Origin of the sequence: Nonomuraea sp. NPDC005983 (genome assembly GCF_040614375.1) — a bacterium.
In the GTDB taxonomy this organism is placed as follows: Bacteria; Actinomycetota; Actinomycetes; order Streptosporangiales; family Streptosporangiaceae; genus Nonomuraea.
This window is the reverse complement of record NZ_JBEXUP010000020.1, coordinates 57,276-76,868: the sequence shown is the minus strand read 5'-3', so window position 1 is coordinate 76,868 and position 19,593 is coordinate 57,276. Positions and strand designations below refer to the sequence as shown.

The following is a 19,593-nucleotide window of genomic DNA, read 5'->3' as shown; positions in this document are numbered from 1 at the left end:
GGGGGGCGCATTATGGACGTCGCGCGACGTACCGTCGTCCGGGTCGAGACGAAGGCTCATCTCGGGCCGGACGCACAGGTGGATGACAAACACCTGATCATCGGCCCGGTCCGGCCCGAGCTGACCGATCCGTTCCTGGTGCTGAGCGAGGACTGGTTCTCCTCGCCGGGGTTCGAATGGCACCCGCACCGCGGCGTGGAGACCGTGACCATGGTGGTCGACGGCGTACTCGAGCACGGCGACAGCACTGGCAACGCCGGCGCGCTGAGCACGGGGGACGTGCAGTGGATGACCGCGGGCAACGGCATCATCCACCGAGAGCTCGCCTTCCGCGACGAGCGGGCGCACACGCTCCAGCTCTGGGTCAACCTGCCGGGCGAGCGGAGGCTGACCAGTGCCCGCTACCAGGACCTGCTCGCCGCCCAGCGGCCGGTGGCCGAGCATGACGGCGTCAGGATCGACCTGATCGCGGGCGAGGCGGACGGCCTCACAGGGCCGGCGGTCAACGAATGGCCCATTCACGGCGCGATCGTCACACTTGAGCCGCGACGGCGTCACAACCACGTCCTGCCGGGCCGCGACCGCGCGTTCCTGTACGTCCTGGACGGCAGCGTCACGATCGCCGGGCACACCGTACGGGCGGGCAGCACCGCCTGGTCCGACCCGGTCCCCGGCGCGGCTGTCTCCTCGATCGTGCTGGAGACGGGCGACGGCGACACGCCCAGCGTGGTCATGACCTACAGCGGGGCGCCGATCGGGGAGCCCGTCGCTTTCGGCGGCCCCTTCGTGATGAACAGCCAGGCCGAGATTGACCAGGCATTCCGTGATTTCCACAGCGGCAAATTCGGCGACATTCCCCGCCAGGCCCGCCTGAGATACAGCTGAAGAAAGGCAGAAAATTCCGATGACCCGTATCGGCATCATCGTCGGCAGTTCCCGCCCGCATCGCAACAGCGAGCAGGTTGCCCAGTGGGTGCGAGACCGCGCCTGCCTCCGGGAGGACGCAACGTTCGAGCTCGTCGATCTCCGCGATCACCCGCTCCCTCATTTCGACGAACGGCTCCCGCCCGCGTTCGGCGTTTACCAGAACGACCACACCAAACAATGGGCGCGCACGATCGCGTCGTTCGACGGCTTCGTCATCGTCACGCCCGAGTACAACCACAGCATTCCCGGCGTGCTGAAGAACGCCATCGACTACCTGTACGCGGAATGGGCCAACAAGGCGGTCGGCTTCGTGTCCTACGGCATGGCCGGCGGGGCCCGCGCCGTTGAACACCTGCGGACGATCGCCGGCAACCTGCACCTGGCCGACGTACGCCAGCAGGTCACGCTCCACCTGATGACCGAGTTCGAGGACTACACGGTCTTCAGGCCCGGCGACTACAACCTCGACGCGCTGGACGCCATGCTCGGCGAGGTCGTCGCCTGGAGCGCCGCACTCACCCCGCTGCGAGCCGTTCCCGCGGCCGGCGCGTCCTGACCGACCCCCAGGAAGGAGAATCCCCATGCCCACCGGGCAGAACGAGGACGGGCGGCGCCGGAATGCCGCCCACCGATCGGAACGTGACCTGGCACGCCGCCGTTTCCTGAAGACGTCGACGGCCGCCGGCGTGGGCCTGCTCGCGGCGCCTCCGGCCGCCGCCCAGGCGCGCGAGCAGGCGCCACCGAGAGACAGTGGCGGCCAGGGACGCCGCTACGTCATCCGGGGCGGGGCGGTGATGTCGATGGACCCGAAGGTGGGCAACTTCGAGAGCGCCGACGTCCTGGTCGAAGGCAAGAAGATCGTCGCGGTCCGTCCGCGCGTCGACGCCTCGCGCGCGGACGTGATCGACGCGCGCGGGCGTATCGTCATGCCGGGTTTCGTGGACACGCACCACCATTTGTTCGAGACGGCTGAGCGCGCGTTGCTCGCCAACGGGCTGTTGCTCGACGACCACTCGGGCTCGCCGAGCGCGTCCCCGAACTATGGCGAGCACATTCTCCAGGGCTTCGCGCGTGTGTACCGGCCGCAGGACGTGTACATCAATGAGCTGTTCGCGGGCCTGGCCCAGCTCGACGCGGGTGTCACCACGGTGCTCGACGTGTCGCAGATCCACCATTCGCCCGACCACAGCGACGCGGCGATCCAGGCGCTGATCGACACCGGGCGGCGGGCCGCGTTCGGCTACTTCGAGGGCGACGGCCGCAAGGGAGCCCGCTATCCGGAGGACGCCCGCCGCATCAGGGATCGCTGGTTCTCCTCGGACGACCAGTTGGTGACCATGGTCATGGGCGGCGAACTCCACCTCGGCAAGGAGGTTTACACCCGGTCGTGGAGCATCGCCCGCGAGCTCGGGATCAAGATTGTCGCGCACTCGGTGGGCTCGTGGGGGATGCGGCCGGTCTTCGACGAGCTCGCCAAGGGCACGGCCGGGGTCAAGGTCGGGCCGGACAACCTCTTCATCCACATGACTGGCATGTCCGACCACACCTGGAAGACGTTCAGGGACGCCGGCGCGCAGGTCACGATCGCCTTCCCGATCGAGATGGTCATGCGGCACGGCACGCCGCCGATCCTCAAGATGCAGGAGCTCGGCATGGAACCCTCGCTCAGCTCCGACGTCGAGACGACGATGGCCGCCGACCCGTTCACGCTGATGCGCTCCGCGATGACCATGCAGCGGATGGTCGTCAACCAGATGATCCTGGACCAGGGCGACCTCGTACCGCCCAACAACTGGCCGACGCCGGCCAACGGCACGCCGGACCTCCTCAACGTCCGCGACGTGCTGCGTTACGGCACCATCAACGGCGCCAAGCACCTCGGGCTCGACGGCAGGACCGGCACGCTCACGCCCGGCAAGCAGGCCGACATCGTTCTGCTCGACGCCACCGCGATCAACGTGACCCCGCTCAACAGCGTGCCGGGGGCGGTGGTCTCGCTGATGGACCGCAGCAACGTCGAGACCGTGATCGTCGCCGGGAAGATCAGGAAGTGGCAGGGACGCCTCCTCGACGCGGACCTCGGCAGCCTCCAGCGCCGGCTCGAAGCCTCCCGCGACTACCTGTTCAAGGTGGCTGGCATGCGACAGGACCTCTTCGCCCACAGCTGACCACCGCGCCGGGCGAAGCGGGGAGGCTGGCGTCAGGCGGTCGTGGCAGGGCAGGGCAGGTCGTCGGCGGCCCGCGCAGGCGATCGTGTAGGTGCGCCCCGGCTCGGTGGCGAAGGAGAACGTCTTCTCGCCGGTGTCGGCGTCGGAGCCGTACGTGACCCGGACGGGCCGGAGGGTGCGCTGGTCGATGACGATCACCCGGGAGGACGGTCCCTACGGGCTGGCCAGCGTGGCCTTGCCACCCTTGTCGCCAGTTCGGGGCGGTGTGCCTGGCGGCCGCGCGGAACCTGCTGCCGGCGAACGCGCCGCGGCGGCGCAGGTTCTGCAGCCCGGCATGCGTGGCCAGGGGGTTCGTCGCCGGCGTGCGGTCGTTGCGCCACCTGTAACCTGCGAACCGACGAGATGAGGAGGAGACAGGTGACTACTGGTGGCTTCTCGTCGAAACGGCTGGCTCGGGTGCGAGAGTTGCTCGAGCGTCACGTCGAGTCCGGCTTCGTCCCGGGTGTGGTGATGCACTCTCCGCCTCGATGACCCGGTCGACATCGCTCTGACATGGCTTCGAGCCGCCGTGAAAGGCGCAGGTCACGGCGGGTGCGGGCCGGGCGGGAGTCATCGGGTCGCTCCCGCGTCGGCCGTCGACGACCACGGCCATCTCATCCGGGCTGCGCTTCAGGTATTGCCTGCCGATCTCGCGGCGGGCGGTCTTCCGTACGTAGTCAAGGGCGCGTTGCGGGTCGGCGTGGGGGGCGGCGAGCGCCCGAAAGCATACCCTTCCTCGACACCGACTTCCGTGAGCCCGGCGTCGATGCCGGTGGCGCCGTGAGTGAGGTGGCGCTCCACTGCGGGACCGGTAAGGGGCCGGGATTCCCGGTAGCCCCAGCTCGGCGAGATGGTCTGACACCAGCAGGCCGCCGGACGCCCTGCGCGGCGGGATACCTTCACGGCGACCTCCTGGCCCTCTGTCGTCGTGGCTCGCAGGACCGAGGCATCGGTGTCCTGCCCGCCGGCGACGAAAGAGGGCACCGAGCAGCGGAAGCCGAAAATCGCTTCGATCTCACCCTGCAGCACTGCGACGTCGACCGCAGGCCTGGCCGGGGCCGAGAGGGCGCTCATCCCGTCACCGTCCAGCGCCCGCGGGGAGCGAAGTAGCGTGCGCGTGCACCCACCAGGCGAGCGGAAGTGCGATCAGCACCACCGCCTGGATCGCGAGCAACGCCGGAACGATGCCCCAACGGTCTGCCACCAGGCCGGCTCCCAGGGCGACGAGCGCGTAGAGCACGCTGCCGATCAGCGACGCAAGCGAACCCATCGTCGCGCGTTCCCGGTCGGTGAACTCGCGCTGCAGCAACGTCTGCTGGGCGATTGTCGACATGCCGTAGGCCGGTGACCCAAGCAGCACGGGCGAAAATACCGTCGGCTTGACCAGCGCCACGAAGTTCGCCACGTTGTCGAACAGCTCACCGAACAGCAGAGTGCGGGCCGCGCCCACCCGGCCGATCATCCAACCACTGACGCGGAAGCCGACGAAGGCCACGCCATGGCCGAAGGTGCGCCACAGGCCCAGCGCCCAGAGCGGCCACAGCCCTGCCACGAAAACAGGCGACAACTGGGCCGCGCTTTCGCTGCTGTAACGAAGCGCCGACACCAGAGTCATCCGGCGGAGCACCGGATTACGGCGGATGCCGCGCAGGGCTGATCCGAGATGCACCAGCACGTTCGATTCCAGCGGGCCGTGCACCCGCGGTTCCCGGACCCGCAAGGCGACGAGCACGCACAGCACCTGCGGCACGACCGACAGCACGACCACCACACGCGGCGACCACGCGCCGGCGACCATGCCACCTATGGCTGCCGCGAGTGCGAGCGCGATCTGGAACATCGAGTTCACCCGGCCCGAGTGCCGGGGAAACTCCTCCTCCCGGCCGGCTTCGAGCAACGTGTCGTAGAGCAGAGACTCGTTGTTGCCGCTCCACAGTGAGGTCGCCAATCCCTCCAGCACAACAGCTGCCAGGAGGAGGCCGTAGCCCGAAGCGCCGGCGTACCCGAGATGGGCGGCCACCATGACGACGGCACCGGCGATCATCGTGCCGCGTCGGCCGAGGCGGTCGGAGAGCACCCCGGTAGGGACTTCGAACGCTGCCGAAGACAGCATCTTCACCGCCAGGAGGCTGGCGGCAGCGGTGTACGAGCCGGTGACTTGCGCGAAGTAGATGACCATCATCGGCCCGTACATGCGGAAGTCGCCGAAGAAGTTGAACCAGCTCAGCAGGCGGACATTCCGGTTGACAGTCTGATCAGCGGAGCTCGGAGCAGGCGGAGCTGACCTCGACCGTTGAGATTTCCTGCCGAACGGGGCAGCGATCAGGCGTTCGACCAGGACACGTACACGGAGCAGTGAAGAATGACGAGCGGACACAGCAGAACTCCCGGAAAGGCGAACGGAGACGCCAAACAGCGCCAAGGGCCGGTGACACGTGTCACCTCGCCCCGGCGACCGGGATGTGTGCTGACTTTGCTGCTACACGCGCAGGCGTTACAAGCCTGCGACTGCGGTCACCAAGGGGCGAACGGAAGCTCCGGTCATCGTTGTAGACATCAGTGCTCCTCATTTCCCCAGGCGGACGGGATTCCGCAAGAGGTTCAACTCTAGCGACCGAAGGACCTACGTGTCCGCTGAATCACGGACACAACGGCGGGTAACCGCGCCTCATGGCCGCTTGAGCCCGTGCACATGGGGAAGGGCGGCAGCGGTTTCGAGAAGGGCTGGAGCCGGGCGGATCGGGCAAGGTTCGCGCGTTGGGCACACCCCGGATCGCGGACCGGGTCGTCCAGGCGGCGCTCAAACTGGTGCTGGGAACCCTCTTCGAGGCCGACTTCCCGCCGGTCTCCTACGGGTTCCGGCCCCGGCGGCGACCCCACGACGCGCTTGCGGAGATTCACCACTTCGGCACCCGCGAAGATCCGTACCCCGACCCGCAAGACATCGCAGCAGGACCTCGCCTCCGTGCTGAAACGACTCGCTTCGATCATGCGAGGATGGGCCAACTATTTCAAAACACGCCGTGGCCAAGTGGACCTTCGACAAGCTGGATACCTTCACCTGGTGGAGACTCGTCCACATGTTGCGCGGCGGTTGCGCGTGACCAGGTCGGCGGGTAGGACGCCGTTCGTGACGAGCCACTCGCATTCGCCGTCGAGGTGGGATGCGATCTCGTCGAGGCTGCGACCGGGCCATGGCGGCAGTGGCGCGTCGTGCAGCATCCGTGCGGCGGCACCCGCCGCGGCCCACGCCGCCGACGACGCGGTCGACGGCTCGCCGGGGCGGCCGAGTGCCGTACCTGGGAGGGCGGCGAGCGCGAGCGCGGGCGGCTTTCGCCACAGGACCTCCGGAGTCGGGATCGGCGCCATGGCCATCGCCTCGACCTCGACGTTGGTGCGCGTCTGATCAGCGTCGATCTTCAGGAACACGTCGCCGACGCGCAGGGTCGCGCGCTCGTGATGGGCGACGGCGACCTCGACCTTCTCCACGTCGGCCATCATCGCGAGGATGACCACCGACGTCACCGGGTTTATCGCGTGCGACTGCGCGGCTGACCGCGTCCCGCTGCCCGGCGGCCTCGTGCACGACACCGACCGCTGACGGATCGAGCGCCGTCGATCCGCCCCCGCGCGGTGTCAGTGGCCATGTCAGCTCCGCGTCAGTGCCGCAACTGGGGACCGGGCGAGTATTTCCGGCATGAACAAGACACAGAGGCCCACGGCCACACCGCAAGCCACTCGTCCGAGTCGAATCGCTGAAGTGCTGCTGGCCGACCGGCACTCCGTGCCTTTGTCGATCGCGCTGCACCTCATCCCCGGGGCCCTGATCGTCGCCGTCTACATGTTCTTCGCCGAACCGCTCGTCCTGGACCTCGGCTACCCACCGTTCCTGGCCTGGGCGATCGCCATGGGCGTGGCCCTCGCGCCGCTCGAACTCGGCCTGCTGCTGTGGCTGGGCCGCCGGCGCAACGGCCGGTTCTCGCTGCGCGGCGTGCTGCACTACACAGGCAAGCCGATCTCACGCGGGAAGATCACCGCCGTCATCGCCGCCCTCATCGTCTGGATGACGGTCGTGTCGCTCGCGCTCGTCCCCATGGACAACTTCTTCTACAACCAGTTCTTCACGTGGATCCAGTACGAGGGTGCCGGCGGCAGCGCCACCACCTACCTCGACGGGTACTCGCACAACGCCACCCTCATCACGCTGGCGCTGTGCCTGCCGTTCACCGGATTTCTCTTCCCGCTCATCGAGGAGCTCTACTTCCGCGGCTTCCTCCTGCCCCGTCTCCCTCAGCTGGGCCGGTGGGCGCCGCTGTTCAACACGGTCCTGTTCACGGTGTACCACTTCTGGTCGCCCTGGACGTACCTGTCCAAAGTGATCTTCCTTTACCCGGCGGTCTGGCTCGTCTGGCGCAAGAAGGACATTCGACTCTCGATCGGCATGCATCCCGGCACGACGCTGCTCATGGCGACGGTCGGCACCCTCGCCGTGCTGTTCGGGGTCATGCCATAACCCCCTATGACGAGGGGTGTCGCAGCGCCGCCGCACCAGATCGGCGTGGCAGCGCAGCAGCGTGCCCGGCGTCACGAACAACCGCCGACGACCGGCTGGAGACAGCAGCGCGCCAGCACGCTGATCACCGCCCGATCCGCCCACGACGGCCGAGGCCGAGGGGCCGCGCCAGGCCGGCATCGTAGGACTCCCAGCAGACCTCCTCCAGCTCACGGAGCAGCGCGCAAGGCTCGCCGAGAGATACGTCGATCTCCTGCTGCGACTCCATGCCTGCGTAGAACGCGAAGATCTCCGCCGCGATGGTGTCGCCGCGCCGGAGCGCGCGGGGCGTCCCCCATGCCGAACCACTCGGGGATGGACCAGGCGAAGCGCGACCGTCCCGCGCTCCAGCAGGAACGGCCAACGCACCCAGCCACCGCCAGCGATGATCGCCTGGAAGGAGGCGGCGCCGATCTCATGCTCATTCGCGCCTCCCCTGCGGGAGCAGCCAACATCGGCGGATCGCTCCGAACTGGCGGTTCAATCCCCGGATCGCGGAAAATCCGAGGTCAGTGACCTGCGGTTTTCGTGTTTCCCGACTGTTAAGCCGTGCGTGCCATCCCATGCCTCAGGTTGCTGCCGTGGCAGGTTCCTGCCGTCTCCTTTCCATAGCGAATTCACAGAGTTCTGGGCAGAGTGAGTCCCGTCCCGGAATTACCGAAAGGAGGAACCATGGACTACTCCATGGACACGACCCCGGAACTGACGATCGAGGACCTGAGCCAGGACGTCAACACGGCGCCGTCGTCGATCAGCACCGTTCTCTGTGTGGGCTGCGACTAACAATCGAAAGGATGGACATGGGCGACACCAGAACCGCCGCGATGGACATCACCATCGAGGAGCTCTCGGATGCCGACGGAATCGCTCCGGGCTGCACCAGCACCGTCTACTGCTTCACCCTTCCGCCGGGGTAATCAGCTGTTGACCTGAACGGCAGTTAATTCGGCTCCCCTGAGGGGGAGCCGAATTACTTTTCACCCGACCAGCCCCGGAGGAGCGGAATTGACGGTCGCCATTGGATTCACCAGGTTCGCCGCGGCGCATGTGGTGCCGGATCACGGCGTGTTTCTCATGTCCGAACATCGTCAACTCCTTCTGCGTGGCGCGTTGATCGAACGGATGGCGCCTCTCCTGGACGGATCTCGCACGCGCGCCGAGGTCATCGGCGAGCTGGCCGGAGCGTACGAGGCGGACGCCGTGGAGAGGGCGCTCGGGCTGCTGGCCGAGGCAGGGCACGTCGTCGAGATGGATCCGGGCACCGATCGGCGGGCGGCGGGGTACTGGGAGCGAACCGGGCTGAACGGCGACATGGCCTGCGATGCAGTGCGTACCGGCAGCGTGCGCCTGCTCGCGCTGGGCGGCACCCGACGCGAGTGGTTCACCGGCGCGGCCGACGAGGTGGGCCTGCGCCTGGGCGGCGCCGAGGCCGACATCACCGTGGTGCTGACCGACCATTACCTGCACTCCGAACTGGCGAGCATCAACAGGACCTGCCTCCGCGAGGGCCGCCCGTGGCTGCTGGCCAAGCCGACAGGAACGACGATCTGGGTCGGCCCGCTGTTCCAGCCCGGCCGGTCCGCGTGCTGGACCTGCCTGGAGCACCGCCTCCGCGGCCACCACCCCGTCGCCTCCTTCGTACGACAGGTCGGCGGCTTGCCCGAGTTGCCGCTGGCGGCCACGGATGTCCCCGCCACTGTGGCCATCGCGGTACGGCTGGCGGCGCTGGAGGCGCAGAAGTGGCTGGCTGGAGCTCGTGCGGAGGAAGGCGCCGTGATCACGCTCGACACCCTCACGTTGACGCCGGAGCGGCACGCGGTGCAGCCACGACCGCAGTGCCCCGAGTGCGGCACCGCCGATACCAGACCCGAGCGCATCCCTGACGCCGTCAGATTCACCGATCGCGTCAAGACCGCCACGTCGGACGGAGGGCATCGGGCCCGGGATCCCGAGAGGTTCCTCGCCGACTACCAGCATCTGGTCAGTCCGGTCACCGGCCTCGTCCCTCGCCTGGTCAAACAGGAGGTCGACACGGACCTGCTGCACACCTACACCGCGGGACACAACTTCGCTGCCCGCGCGCGTGACCTGGACGGGCTGCGGACAGGCCTGCGCATGAGCAGCGGCGGCAAGGGCCGCAGCGACCTGCAGGCCAAGGCCGGCGCGCTGGCCGAAGCCATCGAACGCTACTCGGGGGTTTTCCAGGGAGACGAACCCCGTGTCACCGGTTCGCTCCGCTCGCTCGGGGATCGGGCCATCCATCCCAATGCCGTCTATCGCTACAGCGACCGGCAGATCAGCGAACGCGATTCCTGGAACTCCGGAGACTGCCATTTTCATTGGGTGGTCGAGGCGTTCGACGAGAACGCCAGAATGGAATGGAGCCCGGTGTGGTCGCTGACCGAACAGCGACACAAGTATCTGCCGACAGGCTCGCTGTACTACCAATATCCCGACGACGGCGGCGTCGTGAAGGCCGATTCTAACGGCGCCGCCGCAGGATCCAGTCTGGAAGATGCCGCGCTGCAGGGATTCCTGGAACTCGTGGAGCGCGACAGCGTCGCCATCTGGTGGTACAACCGAATTTCCCGCCCGGGCGTGGATCTGGCTGGATTCGGTGACGACTACTTCACCCGATGGCAGCATGAGTACCGCCGGATGAACCGCGAGACGTGGGTTATCGACCTCACCAGCGATCTCGGCATTCCGGTCGCCGCCGCCGTTTCCCGGCGATATGACAAACCGGCGGAAGACATTCTCATCGCGTTCGGTGCGCATTTCGACATGCGCATCGCCATCTCCCGAGCCATGACCGAGATGAACCAGTTCCTGCCCGCGGTGCTGCCCATGCGGGCCGATGGCACGGGTTCCTACGCCTACGACGATCCCTATCAGGTGCGGTGGTGGCGCACAGCGACCACCGTGAACCAGCCCTACCTGCTGCCCCATGCGAGCCTGCCGGCGCGGACGGCCGCCGACTACTCCTACGCCTTCCGTCCCAACCTCCGCGACGACCTGCTCGAGGCGCAGCGGATCGTGGAGAGCAAGGGAATGGAGATGCTGGTACTCGATCAAACCCGGCCGGATACCGGGCTGCCCGTGGTGAAGGTCATCGTGCCCGGGATGCGGCATTTCTGGCCCCGCTACGCGCCCGGGCGCCTCTATGACGTACCCGTGGAGCTGGGATGGCTGCCGGAGCCGCTCGCTGAAGATCAACTCAACCCCATCGGCGTCTTTGTCTGAGGAGCTGTGAGATGACCCCGGATCTGTCACCGCGCATCGCCTTCAGGGAAGGCGTGGAGGTCCTGCCGGAAGACTCGTTCATGGACGTACGGCACGCCATGGCAGCCTTCCGCCTCCGTGGTGTGCCGCCTCGGCTGCAGGCCATGCTCCACCGCCTCGTTGGCGAGCGCGTCACCTGCGACCCGGAACTCGAGCGGCTGTGCGCACAGCTGTCACCACTGGTCACCAGCTTCCTCGTCGATGCGGAGGACCGCCCCGTGCTGAGCATCGAGCGGCTGACGCGCACCGCGACGTTCGCGCCGGTACCTCTCCCCGCCGGAACGAGGGTCCGGCTTTCCAGGTTCGCGATGTCCCACCTTCACCAGGGAGACCTCGTCCTGGAGTCTCCACTGTCGATGCTCCGCGTGCGCTGGCACTCGGACGAGGCTTGGCGATTCATGGCGGGCCTGTCAGCCGGCCGGGCGGCGTCGGGTGCGACCGACGCCTTCATCCACGCCGCCGGGCTGCTGGAGGTCGACACTGGAAGCGGATTCCACGAGTCCGACGTCCTGCGCCAGTGGGAGTTCCACGATCTGCTCTTCCACTCGCGCAGCAGGCTGGGGCGGCACGGCGAGCCATTCGGCGCCACCTACCCGTTCAAAGGGGAGATTCCGCCACGGCCCGCCATGAAACAGCCACCCGCGGGGCCGGTCGTCGAACTCCCCGCACCCGACCTGGACGCCGTCTCCGAGCACGACCCGGCTTTCACGGCCGTACTGGAGCAGAGGCGCTCGATCCGGGAGTACGGACAGTGGCCGCTGCGGGTGGACCAGGTGGCGGAGTTCTTGTATCGGGTGGCGCGGGTGCGTTCGCTGACAACGGTTGAGGGGCTGCCCTATCAGGCCAGCTCACGGCCCTATCCGTCCGGTGGCGCCGCCTACGACCTGGAGCTCTATCTGTTGGTCGAAAGGTGCGACGGCCTGGCCCGCGGGATCTACCACTACGACCCGCTGGATCATCGGCTCACCGGCGTCGAGGCCCGCCCCGCCGACCTCGCGAGGATACTGGGCAACGCTCGCTCGGCCGCCGGGCTGGCCCGGTCTCCCGACGTCATGTTCGTGATCACCTCGCGCTTCCAACGTCTGGCCTGGAAGTACCGGGGCCTGGCATACGCGGCCACGCTCAAGAACGTCGGAGTGCTGTACCAGACGATGTACCTGGTGGCGACCGCCATGGGGCTCGCACCGTGCGCGCTCGGGTCAGGCGACTCCGACCTGTCGGCCCGGGTGCTCGGCCTCGACTATCTCGAGGAGTCGGCCGTGGGCGAGTTCATGCTGGGTAGCCGTCCCTCATGACGCCAGTCGTGGCCGTGGTGCTGATGCGGGTGGCCGGATTGCCGGTGCGAGATCTCGACGTTCTGGTCGCCCCCGAGCTCGGTGGTCTGCTGGAGCGAACCGCCACGAGGCGCGGCCGCTCTGAGGAGCTCGGACGCCAGGTCGCCGACGCCCTCTACGACGTCATCCCCCGTATGGCGGACAAGGCCCGGCGGGAGGCGCTCAAGCTGCGGCGTGATGCCCACAACGGCCGCTGCTCCGATCGCACTCTCGCCGCGGCCGACGTGGTGGACCGGTACCTCGACCGTGAGCATCGCGATCTCATCGGCTCCTGGGTCCACTCGGTCACCACGCTGCGGGAATGCCTGGCTGAGACGGACCGGGCAGCGGCGGTGCACGTCGCGGTGGCGGGCCGCCAGGTGTTCGGCCTGCTGACTCGGGCCGACATCATGAGCACGCTCGCGCTGGCGAGCCCCACCTTCGCGCGCGTCCTGCTCGGCCCGGGATCCGCGTGGACGTGCCCGCCGGAGAGCAGGACGTGCAGGACCGCCGTGTCGTACGCCACCAGGGCGGCGCTGAAGCCGAGCCCGTTCGGATCGCTGGGCCGTACCGTCCCCTCGACCGCGACGGTGAGCTCTCCCCTTCATCTGGCGGTCGCCCTCGTCCGGGCCTGCGCGCAGCACCGGCAGCTGTCGTCACGGTTCCCCTCCCGGGTCAACCCGAGCCTCCGGAACGTCGCGGGAAGCTGGTACGCGATGCTGCCCTGCTACGACGTGCCCGCAGGGCTCCTGCCGTATCGCTGGGACGAGTTGACGAGCGCCTCCCTCTACGTGCCCGGACAGCTCGCCCCTGAGCGACCGGATGGTGCCCGACCTCTTGACGCCTGGCCCGGAGCCGGGCCGGAGCTGGCCGGCAGATGGGTGGAGATGGGACTCCTCCTCCCCGATGTCCCGTGGCGATCCGGCGAGCGCGACTATCTGGCCCGGATCGCCGACCGCGTACCCGCAGGACCCGTGGGCGACGCCCTCGCCGAGTTGAAGCGGGCCGAACAGCGGATGCCGGCCGCCGATGCGGCCGAACGGGTACGGCTCGACGCCCGGGTACGGCGGGTGGCCACCGACGCTTTCGATCGCCTGGAGACCTCCCCGCCCGCCTGGCTCCAGACCGCGCCCCTGTTCCACGAGAGTCTGCCCGCCGATGACGTGCCGTTGCCCGCGCTCCCACCACAGGTAACCCAGGATCTGGGCGTCGTGGCGGCCCGGATCCGGGCCGGGTTGGGGCAGACGCGCCTGTACGAGGGGCTGGTCCGGCACTTCGTCGCCCGGTACGGCTCCGGCGGACGCTGCGATGACCTTCTGGAGTTCCTCTACACCTATCCGTGGACACCCGCCCCCTTCCCGGCGCACCGGCCAGAACCCGGCGGCACGCTGGGATTCCCCGCCGCCACGGTGTTCTACCAGCTCGCGGCGAACGGCACCGCGGCCCTTGAGCGGGGTGACTACACCCTGGTGGTCAACCAGGTCTGCGTTGAGCCGGGCGGGCAGGCCGCCAGATGGGACGGCGCCCACGGCACGGCGGACACGCTGCGGACCTGGATCTCCTCGCTGCACCCAGGGAGCACGGTGTACGAGCTGCTCGCCGGAGCCGACTTCGCCGGAGTGCAGGCGCCGGCCGCCCGGCTGTTCGAGCGCGTCGCCTGGCCTTCGGATCTCGGCCCCGCGCAAGGCCGCGACCTGTACGGCTTCGTTGTGACCCACGACCGCCGGACCGGCACGCTCCAGGCCTACGATTCGGCGGGCGCCCGTGCCGCCTTCGTCTACCTGGGCGCCATGCCGTTGCCCTTGCTCCACGGGCCGATGCGGCTGCTGGCCACGCTGACGCACCCCTGGATCCCGGCGTCCCCCGATGCCCCGGGGACGCCGGCCGGGAGGGTCCAGCAGGGCAGGGTGGTCATGAGCCGGGCGCGGTGGCGCCTGCCCGCCGGCACCATCCCGCGGCGGACCGGCTCGTGGGCCGAGTACCTGGGAGATCTGGCCGCGTGGCGGGCCGCTCATGCCATCCCGCGCCAGGTATTCGTACGGCACGGCAGGCACAAACCGTTCTGGGTGGACTTCCACGCGCCGCACACCGTCGCGCTGCTCGATCATGAGCTGACCGGCGGGGAGATCGAACTGACCGAGGCTCTGCCCACCCGTGAGCAGCACTGGGTACGCGACGGCTCCGGCCGCGCCCGTGCCGCCGAGTTCGTCGGCCTCGTCCGGTTGGACGGCGGCGCATGAGGCGGGATTGGCTCTACTATCGGATGATCGTCCGGTCGGGAGACCACCTTCAGGACGTCGTGGAGCACCCGCTGAGCCAGCTGATCGCGGCGGCCGAAGGGATCGAGCGCTGGTTCTTCCTCCGGTTCACCGACCGGTGGGGCCCGCACATCCGGCTGCGCCTCGCGGGAACACCGGACCGGATCTCCGAGGTGCGGCGGCTCGCGCGGCAGGTGTTCGAGATCCAGGACGCGTGGCCGAACCGCCTGGCCGAGTCGTGGCGCGGTGCGAGACTGTCCCTCTACGAGCCCGAACTCGCCAAATACGGCGGTGTTGCCGGCGTGGCGAGCGCCGAGCGGGTCTTCCAGGCATCCAGCGAGCTCGCCCTGTCTCTCACCGGGCTCGGAGGCCGGGAACGGCGGCTGGCCACCGCGCTGGCCCTCACGCGGATGGCGGTCGAGCTGCTGCCACCGGCGGGCAGGAGATCGTTCCTGTACCACATGGCGTGGTACTGGACCGGCCAGGACCAGGAGCGGCGAGCCAGGATACGCCTGCTCGCCGGCCGCCGCCCGGTGGAGCCGGCCCCCCTGAGCGGCTCCGAGGTCGACCTCCACGGGCACCACCTGGAACGGGCCCTGGCCGAGGGACCTCGGACCGCGCCGCACCTCCTCTTCCACTTCATCCACACCACGAACAACCGGCTCGGCCTGAACGTGCTGGAGGAAGCGCTGATCGCCGAGCAGTTACTCCTCGGCTGAAAGAGTCAGCTCCTTGGCCAGGTATCCGGCCTGGAAACGGCTCTGCGCGCCCAGCGTCTTCATGATCTCGGCGATGTGGCGGCGGCACGACCTGACGGACAACCCGATCGCGCGCGCGATGAAATCGTCCTTGGCGCCCTCCGCCAGCATGGCCAGGATGGTCGACCGAAGGTCGTCCAGCACCGGCGCGCTGTACTCGGAGGCGAACTGCTCCCCGGACATCCAGTACGACTCGAAGACCCGGTGCACGAACGCCACCAGCGTCGGCTCCCGGACCACCAGCATCATCGCCAGCTCGCCGGATGCCGGGAGAAGCGCGACCCTGGCGTCGAGGATGAAGACGCGAGCGGGCACCTCGGCGACGCTGCGCACCTGCGCGCCCATCCCGGAGAGGTCGAGCACCTCCTGCCGCAACCTCGCGATGCGCCGGTGTGCGTGCGGGCACAGCAGCCGAACCGCGATACCACGCTCCAACGCGCGGGAAAGGCCGCGAGCAACCGACTCCTCCCTCGGCTGCACCAGGGCCACCTCCTCGGTGCAGGAGGACAGCTCGCTGTCGAGCAGGGCATCCGCCTCCGTCATGGGGACAGCGGTGACGGCTCCCTCGCGCCACCCGTCGAGCGCCCGCGTGTAGAGCGGCCCGAGCTCGGCCAGCACACTGCGGGTACGTTCCAGCCGCAGCTGTTCGAGACGGAGCCGGACCTCCTCCTCGAGAGTCTCGGCCGCCACCAGAGCCGGCCCGATCGCGTGCAGGCGGCCCCCGGAGTCCTCGCGCAGCAGGCCCATGCCGGTGAGCCAGGTGGTCGCCTGCGCAGGAGGCTCCCGGAGCCCGAGGCCCTCCCGGAGTTCGGCCAGGGTGGCCCCGCCACGCCGGACCACGTGCAGATAGATCTGGACGGCTTCGTCGCTCAGCTCAGACATCGGTGCTCGTCCCACAGCACGGGCAACTGCTCGAAGTCCTCGGTCGTGGTGCCCCGCACCTGGCGGAGCTCCGCCACCGGAATGGCCAGCCGGATGGTGGGGAACCGACGGAAGATCGCGCTCACCGCCTCGGAGAGTTCGACCCTGGCCAGTCCGGCGCCCACGCAGTAGCGCGGCCCGCGGCCGAAGGCGAGATGTGCGGCCGGAGAGCTTCGCGTGACCACGAAGCTGCCCGGATCGGGGAAGACCGCGGGGTCCCTGTTGGCCGCCGGCGTGTTGAGCAGGATCCCGTCTCCCTCTCTGATCACCACCCCGCCGATCTCGAGGTCGGTGTGCGCGTAGCGGGGTATCCCGTGGGTGTTCGCGGACGCCAGCCGTAGCCCCTCTTCCACCGCGGCCTCAACCAGAGCCGGACTCTCCTGAACCAGCGCCCGCTGGTCGGGGCAGGCCAGCAGGAAGGCCATCACGAAGTCGACGCGCAGGGCCGTGGTGGCGTATCCGCCGAAGAGCACCGCCGCGCCGAGGCGCGCGAGCTCGGCGACGGAGAACGGGCTCTCGGCGACGACCAGATCGCTCAGCAGGTCTCGTGCCGGCCGGCGGCGTTTGCTGCGGAGCAGCTCCTCCATGTATTCAACGAGCCTGCCCCAGGCCGCCCAGCTCCGCTCCGGCTCGCTCAGCAGACTGGCCTCATCGGCCCAGACGGCGAAGTCGTCACGGTCGGAGTACGGCACGCCGAGCAGCTCGCAGATGACCCGGGCGGAGAGCGGACGGGAGAAGCAGACCCGCAGGTCCGCCGGAGGACTGTGGGCGGCCACGCCGTCCAGCACCTCTTCCACGGTGTCCCGGACGAACCCGCGGAGCCTGGCCATCCTCCTGGCGGAGAAGGCCGGATTGAGCAGCCGTCGTATCGCAGCGTGATCCGCCCGCTCGCTCGTGTATCCGCCCGCTGGGCCGCCCAGCCTGATCGAGCCGGACAACCGGGCGGCACGTTCCGGGCACGGGTGCGATCTCCCCAGCCGCCGATCCGACAGCAGGTCACGAACCTCGGCGTAGCCCGTCACCAACCAGGCAGGGTCCCCCGCCTGTGTCGTCACCATCCGGACGGCCGGACCTTCCAGGTAGCCGGCGGCGAGTTCGAACGGGTGGAGTCCGGGAAACGGAAGCCGCGGTAGCTCTTGCACGATTCATCCCCCAGGTCGTTACGATCACCACGATTCAAGGACTCGATGATCGACAGCCAGTTGATACGGGGTTGACGGCAGAGCCGCAGCGGCCTCGCGACGGCGGGCCGTTGCTCAGGCTTGGCTCGGGCGCTGGAGAATGCACACCTGGCCAGGAGCGAGAGCCGGGCCATCCGCGAGGCAGGGGGCGGACAGGCGCCGTCCGTCCACGGAGCTCATGACCACGGTCTCATCGGTCCGGTTGATGAGGAACCAGTAGTCGACGTCGCCGTCGGTGCGGACCGCCAGCTCCAGCGCGCCGGCGAGGTCTTCAGGAAGATCTGGCCGCACGCCGCTGGCGGCCATGAACTCCGACAGCACCGGGCCCAGGCCGTCGGGGCCGAGCCGGGTCGAGACGTAGGACGCCGAGCCGACCCCGACCGTGCGCATGGTCACGGCAGGGCGTCCGGCGTGGTCACCGGAGGTGTAGTTCGCGAGGATCTTGACGTCCACTCCGGTGACGTCGATGCGGTCGCTCCACAGCGTGCCGGTCACCCCGAGGTCGAGGTCGACGTGGTCGCCGTCCAGGAGCGGGCCGAACTCCTCGATGCGGATGCCGAGCAGGTCGCGCAGCGCGCCAGGGTAGCCGCCGAGCCAGACGTGGTCGTCCTCGTTCACGACGCCGGAGAAGTAGGTGGTGACGAGGTGTCCGCCGCCGGCGACGTAGTCGTTCAGCCGCCCGGCCAGTGCCTGGGGCACAACGTGGAGGATCGGGGCGATGAGGAGTTCGTAGTGCTCGAACGAGTCGCCTGGGCTGATGACGTCCACGCGGACTCCCGCCGCCAGGAACGCCGAGTACCAGTCGAGTGCCTCCTGGCGGTACCGCAGCTTCGAGGTGGGGTGGGAGTCCAGTTCGCTGGCCCACCAGGAATCCCAGTCGAACACGATCGCGGCCGCGGCCCGCTTACGGCGCGTGCCGGCGATCGGCGCGAGCGCGTCGAGAGTCGCCCCGAGGTCGACGACGGATCGGAACACCGCACTGTCCTGGCCGGCGTGGGGGACCATCGCCGAATGGTATTTCTCGGCGCCGCCCGCTGATTGCCGCCACTGGAAGAAGCAGACCGCGTCGGCTCCGTAGGCGACATGGGTCAGAGAGTCGCGTGCCATGGCGCCGGGCTTCTTGGCCAGGTTGACCGGTTGCCAGTTCACCGCGCTGGTGGAGTGCTCCATCAGGAACCACGGCCTGCCCCCGGCGAGTGAGCCGACGAGATTGGCCGAAAAGGACAGCTCATCGCGCGCCTGCGGGCCGGTGAGGGCGTAGTGGTCGTTGGAGACGAAGTCGACCTCCAACGCCCAGTCCGCGTAGTCCATCCCCTTGGTGCCGCCCATGAGCATGAAGTTGGTGGTGACCGGAATGTCGGGGGTCAGTTCGTGGAGCAGGTCACGTTCGGCCTTCAGATGGTCCTTCAGCGCGTCGGAGGAGAACCGTTTGAAGTCCAGTTGCTGGGTCGGGTTGGGATAGGACGCCGCCAGGCGAGGCGGAAGGATCTGGCCCCAGGCGCTGTAGCCCTGGGACCAGAACGTCGTGGCCCATGCGCGGTTCAGCTCCTCCAGCGTTCCGTACTTCTCGCGGAGCCAGCTTCGGAAGGCCGCGGCCGCGTCATCGGAGAAGTCGTAGACATTGTGGCAGCCGAGTTCGTTGGAGACGTGCCAGGCCGCCAGTGCCGGGTGATCTCCGTACCGTTCGGCGAGCGCGCGGGCCAGCCTCAGGGCATGTTCGCGGAAGACCGGGGAGGTCGGGCGCCAGTGCTGCCGCGCTCCCGGCCACAGCGTGCGCCCGTCCTGGTCGACCGGAAGGATCTCCGGGTGCTTGGTCGTCAGCCACGGTGGCGGGGAGGCCGTCGCCGTCGCCAGGTCGACGGCGATCCCGTTGCTGTGCAGGAGATCCATCACCTCGTCGAGCCAGTCGAAGCACCACACACCCTCATCCGGTTGGATCCGCGCCCAGGAGAAGATGGCCAGCGAGACGATGTTCACCCCGGCGAGCCGCATCGCCCGCATGTCCTCGTCCCACACCTCACGCGGCCACTGCTCCGGGTTGTAGTCGGCGCCGAAGGCCAGGCGCCCGCCTGTGGTGCCGTCAGGCCAGCGAAGCCAGCGGGAAGCGCGATCAACTTTCACAACGAACTCCTGTTACACGGAAGGGGTGAGCCGATCGCGGCGCGCGATGTCCGCGACCGGCCCGGTCGGGTGC

14 protein-coding genes and 1 pseudogene are annotated in these 19,593 nt (G+C 68.7%); 9 read left to right on the top strand and 6 right to left on the bottom strand.

What is annotated here, in order from left to right; genetic code table 11:
- Positions 1-12: 12 nt before the first annotated feature.
- Genes ABZ297_RS12525 through ABZ297_RS12515 form a run of 3 tightly spaced genes read left to right on the top strand, consistent with a single transcriptional unit; the run spans position 13 to position 3,095 of the window.
- Positions 13-885: a pirin family protein gene (locus ABZ297_RS12525; RefSeq protein WP_355343750.1), complete on the top strand. Its 873-nt coding sequence runs from the start codon at positions 13-15 to the stop codon at positions 883-885.
- A gap of 19 nt (positions 886-904) precedes the next feature.
- Positions 905-1,483: an NAD(P)H-dependent oxidoreductase gene (locus ABZ297_RS12520; RefSeq protein WP_355343747.1), complete on the top strand. Its 579-nt coding sequence runs from the start codon at positions 905-907 to the stop codon at positions 1,481-1,483.
- A gap of 25 nt (positions 1,484-1,508) precedes the next feature.
- Positions 1,509-3,095 (top strand): amidohydrolase family protein, encoded by a 1,587-nt coding sequence (locus tag ABZ297_RS12515; RefSeq protein ID WP_355343744.1) that lies wholly within the window; start codon positions 1,509-1,511, stop codon positions 3,093-3,095.
- Positions 3,096-4,212: 1,117 nt separating this feature from the next.
- On the opposite strand, the gene ABZ297_RS12510 is transcribed toward ABZ297_RS12515, so the two are convergent.
- On the bottom strand, positions 4,213-5,511 hold the full coding sequence (locus ABZ297_RS12510) for an MFS transporter (RefSeq protein ID WP_355343741.1): 1,299 nt from the start codon (positions 5,509-5,511) through the stop codon (positions 4,213-4,215).
- 315 nt (positions 5,512-5,826) lie between these two features.
- Between ABZ297_RS12510 and ABZ297_RS12505 the strand changes: the two are divergent.
- Positions 5,827-6,141 (top strand): annotated as a pseudogene (locus tag ABZ297_RS12505) (hypothetical protein); the annotation flags it as partial.
- A 50-nt stretch (positions 6,142-6,191) separates the two neighbouring features.
- Here ABZ297_RS12505 and ABZ297_RS12500 read toward each other — a convergent pair.
- Positions 6,192-6,650, bottom strand: a complete 459-nt coding sequence (locus tag ABZ297_RS12500; RefSeq protein ID WP_355343806.1) for a hypothetical protein — start codon at positions 6,648-6,650, stop codon at positions 6,192-6,194.
- 244 nt (positions 6,651-6,894) lie between these two features.
- Here ABZ297_RS12500 and ABZ297_RS12495 point away from each other — a divergent pair, with 244 nt between their 5' ends.
- Complete coding sequence (locus ABZ297_RS12495; protein WP_355343738.1) at positions 6,895-7,647, top strand: CPBP family intramembrane glutamic endopeptidase; 753 nt, start codon at positions 6,895-6,897, stop codon at positions 7,645-7,647.
- A 124-nt stretch (positions 7,648-7,771) separates the two neighbouring features.
- On the opposite strand, the gene ABZ297_RS12490 is transcribed toward ABZ297_RS12495, so the two are convergent.
- The gene (locus ABZ297_RS12490; RefSeq protein WP_355343735.1) at positions 7,772-7,915 is read right to left on the bottom strand and encodes a hypothetical protein; all 144 of its coding nucleotides are present in this window, start codon (positions 7,913-7,915) and stop codon (positions 7,772-7,774) included.
- Positions 7,916-8,691: 776 nt separating this feature from the next.
- Between ABZ297_RS12490 and ABZ297_RS12485 the strand changes: the two genes are divergently transcribed.
- From ABZ297_RS12485 to ABZ297_RS12470, 4 genes are read left to right on the top strand one after another with little or no spacing between them, the layout of a single operon-like run.
- Positions 8,692-10,929: a TOMM precursor leader peptide-binding protein gene (locus ABZ297_RS12485; RefSeq protein ID WP_355343732.1), complete on the top strand. Its 2,238-nt coding sequence runs from the start codon at positions 8,692-8,694 to the stop codon at positions 10,927-10,929.
- A gap of 11 nt (positions 10,930-10,940) precedes the next feature.
- A complete protein-coding gene (locus ABZ297_RS12480) occupies positions 10,941-12,263 on the top strand; it encodes a SagB family peptide dehydrogenase (RefSeq protein ID WP_355343730.1) in 1,323 nt (440 codons plus the stop codon).
- Complete coding sequence (locus ABZ297_RS12475) at positions 12,260-14,521, top strand: lantibiotic dehydratase (protein ID WP_355343727.1); 2,262 nt, start codon at positions 12,260-12,262, stop codon at positions 14,519-14,521. The genes ABZ297_RS12480 and ABZ297_RS12475 overlap by 4 nt, the downstream gene beginning before the upstream one ends.
- On the top strand, positions 14,518-15,258 hold the full coding sequence (locus tag ABZ297_RS12470) for a thiopeptide-type bacteriocin biosynthesis protein (protein WP_355343724.1): 741 nt from the start codon (positions 14,518-14,520) through the stop codon (positions 15,256-15,258). The genes ABZ297_RS12475 and ABZ297_RS12470 overlap by 4 nt, the downstream gene beginning before the upstream one ends.
- On the opposite strand, the gene ABZ297_RS12465 is transcribed toward ABZ297_RS12470, so the two are convergent.
- The 3 genes from ABZ297_RS12465 to ABZ297_RS12455 form a co-directional block, all read right to left on the bottom strand.
- Positions 15,244-16,179: a LuxR C-terminal-related transcriptional regulator gene (locus tag ABZ297_RS12465; protein WP_355343721.1), complete on the bottom strand. Its 936-nt coding sequence runs from the start codon at positions 16,177-16,179 to the stop codon at positions 15,244-15,246. The two genes, ABZ297_RS12470 and ABZ297_RS12465, sit on opposite strands and share 15 nt — an antisense overlap.
- Positions 16,167-17,360, bottom strand: coding sequence for a cytochrome P450 (locus tag ABZ297_RS12460; protein ID WP_355343718.1), 1,194 nt, complete (start codon positions 17,358-17,360; stop codon positions 16,167-16,169). The genes ABZ297_RS12465 and ABZ297_RS12460 overlap by 13 nt, the downstream gene beginning before the upstream one ends.
- 114 nt (positions 17,361-17,474) lie before the next feature.
- A complete protein-coding gene (locus ABZ297_RS12455) occupies positions 17,475-19,520 on the bottom strand; it encodes a beta-galactosidase (protein ID WP_355343715.1) in 2,046 nt (681 codons plus the stop codon).
- Positions 19,521-19,593 lie beyond the last annotated feature (73 nt).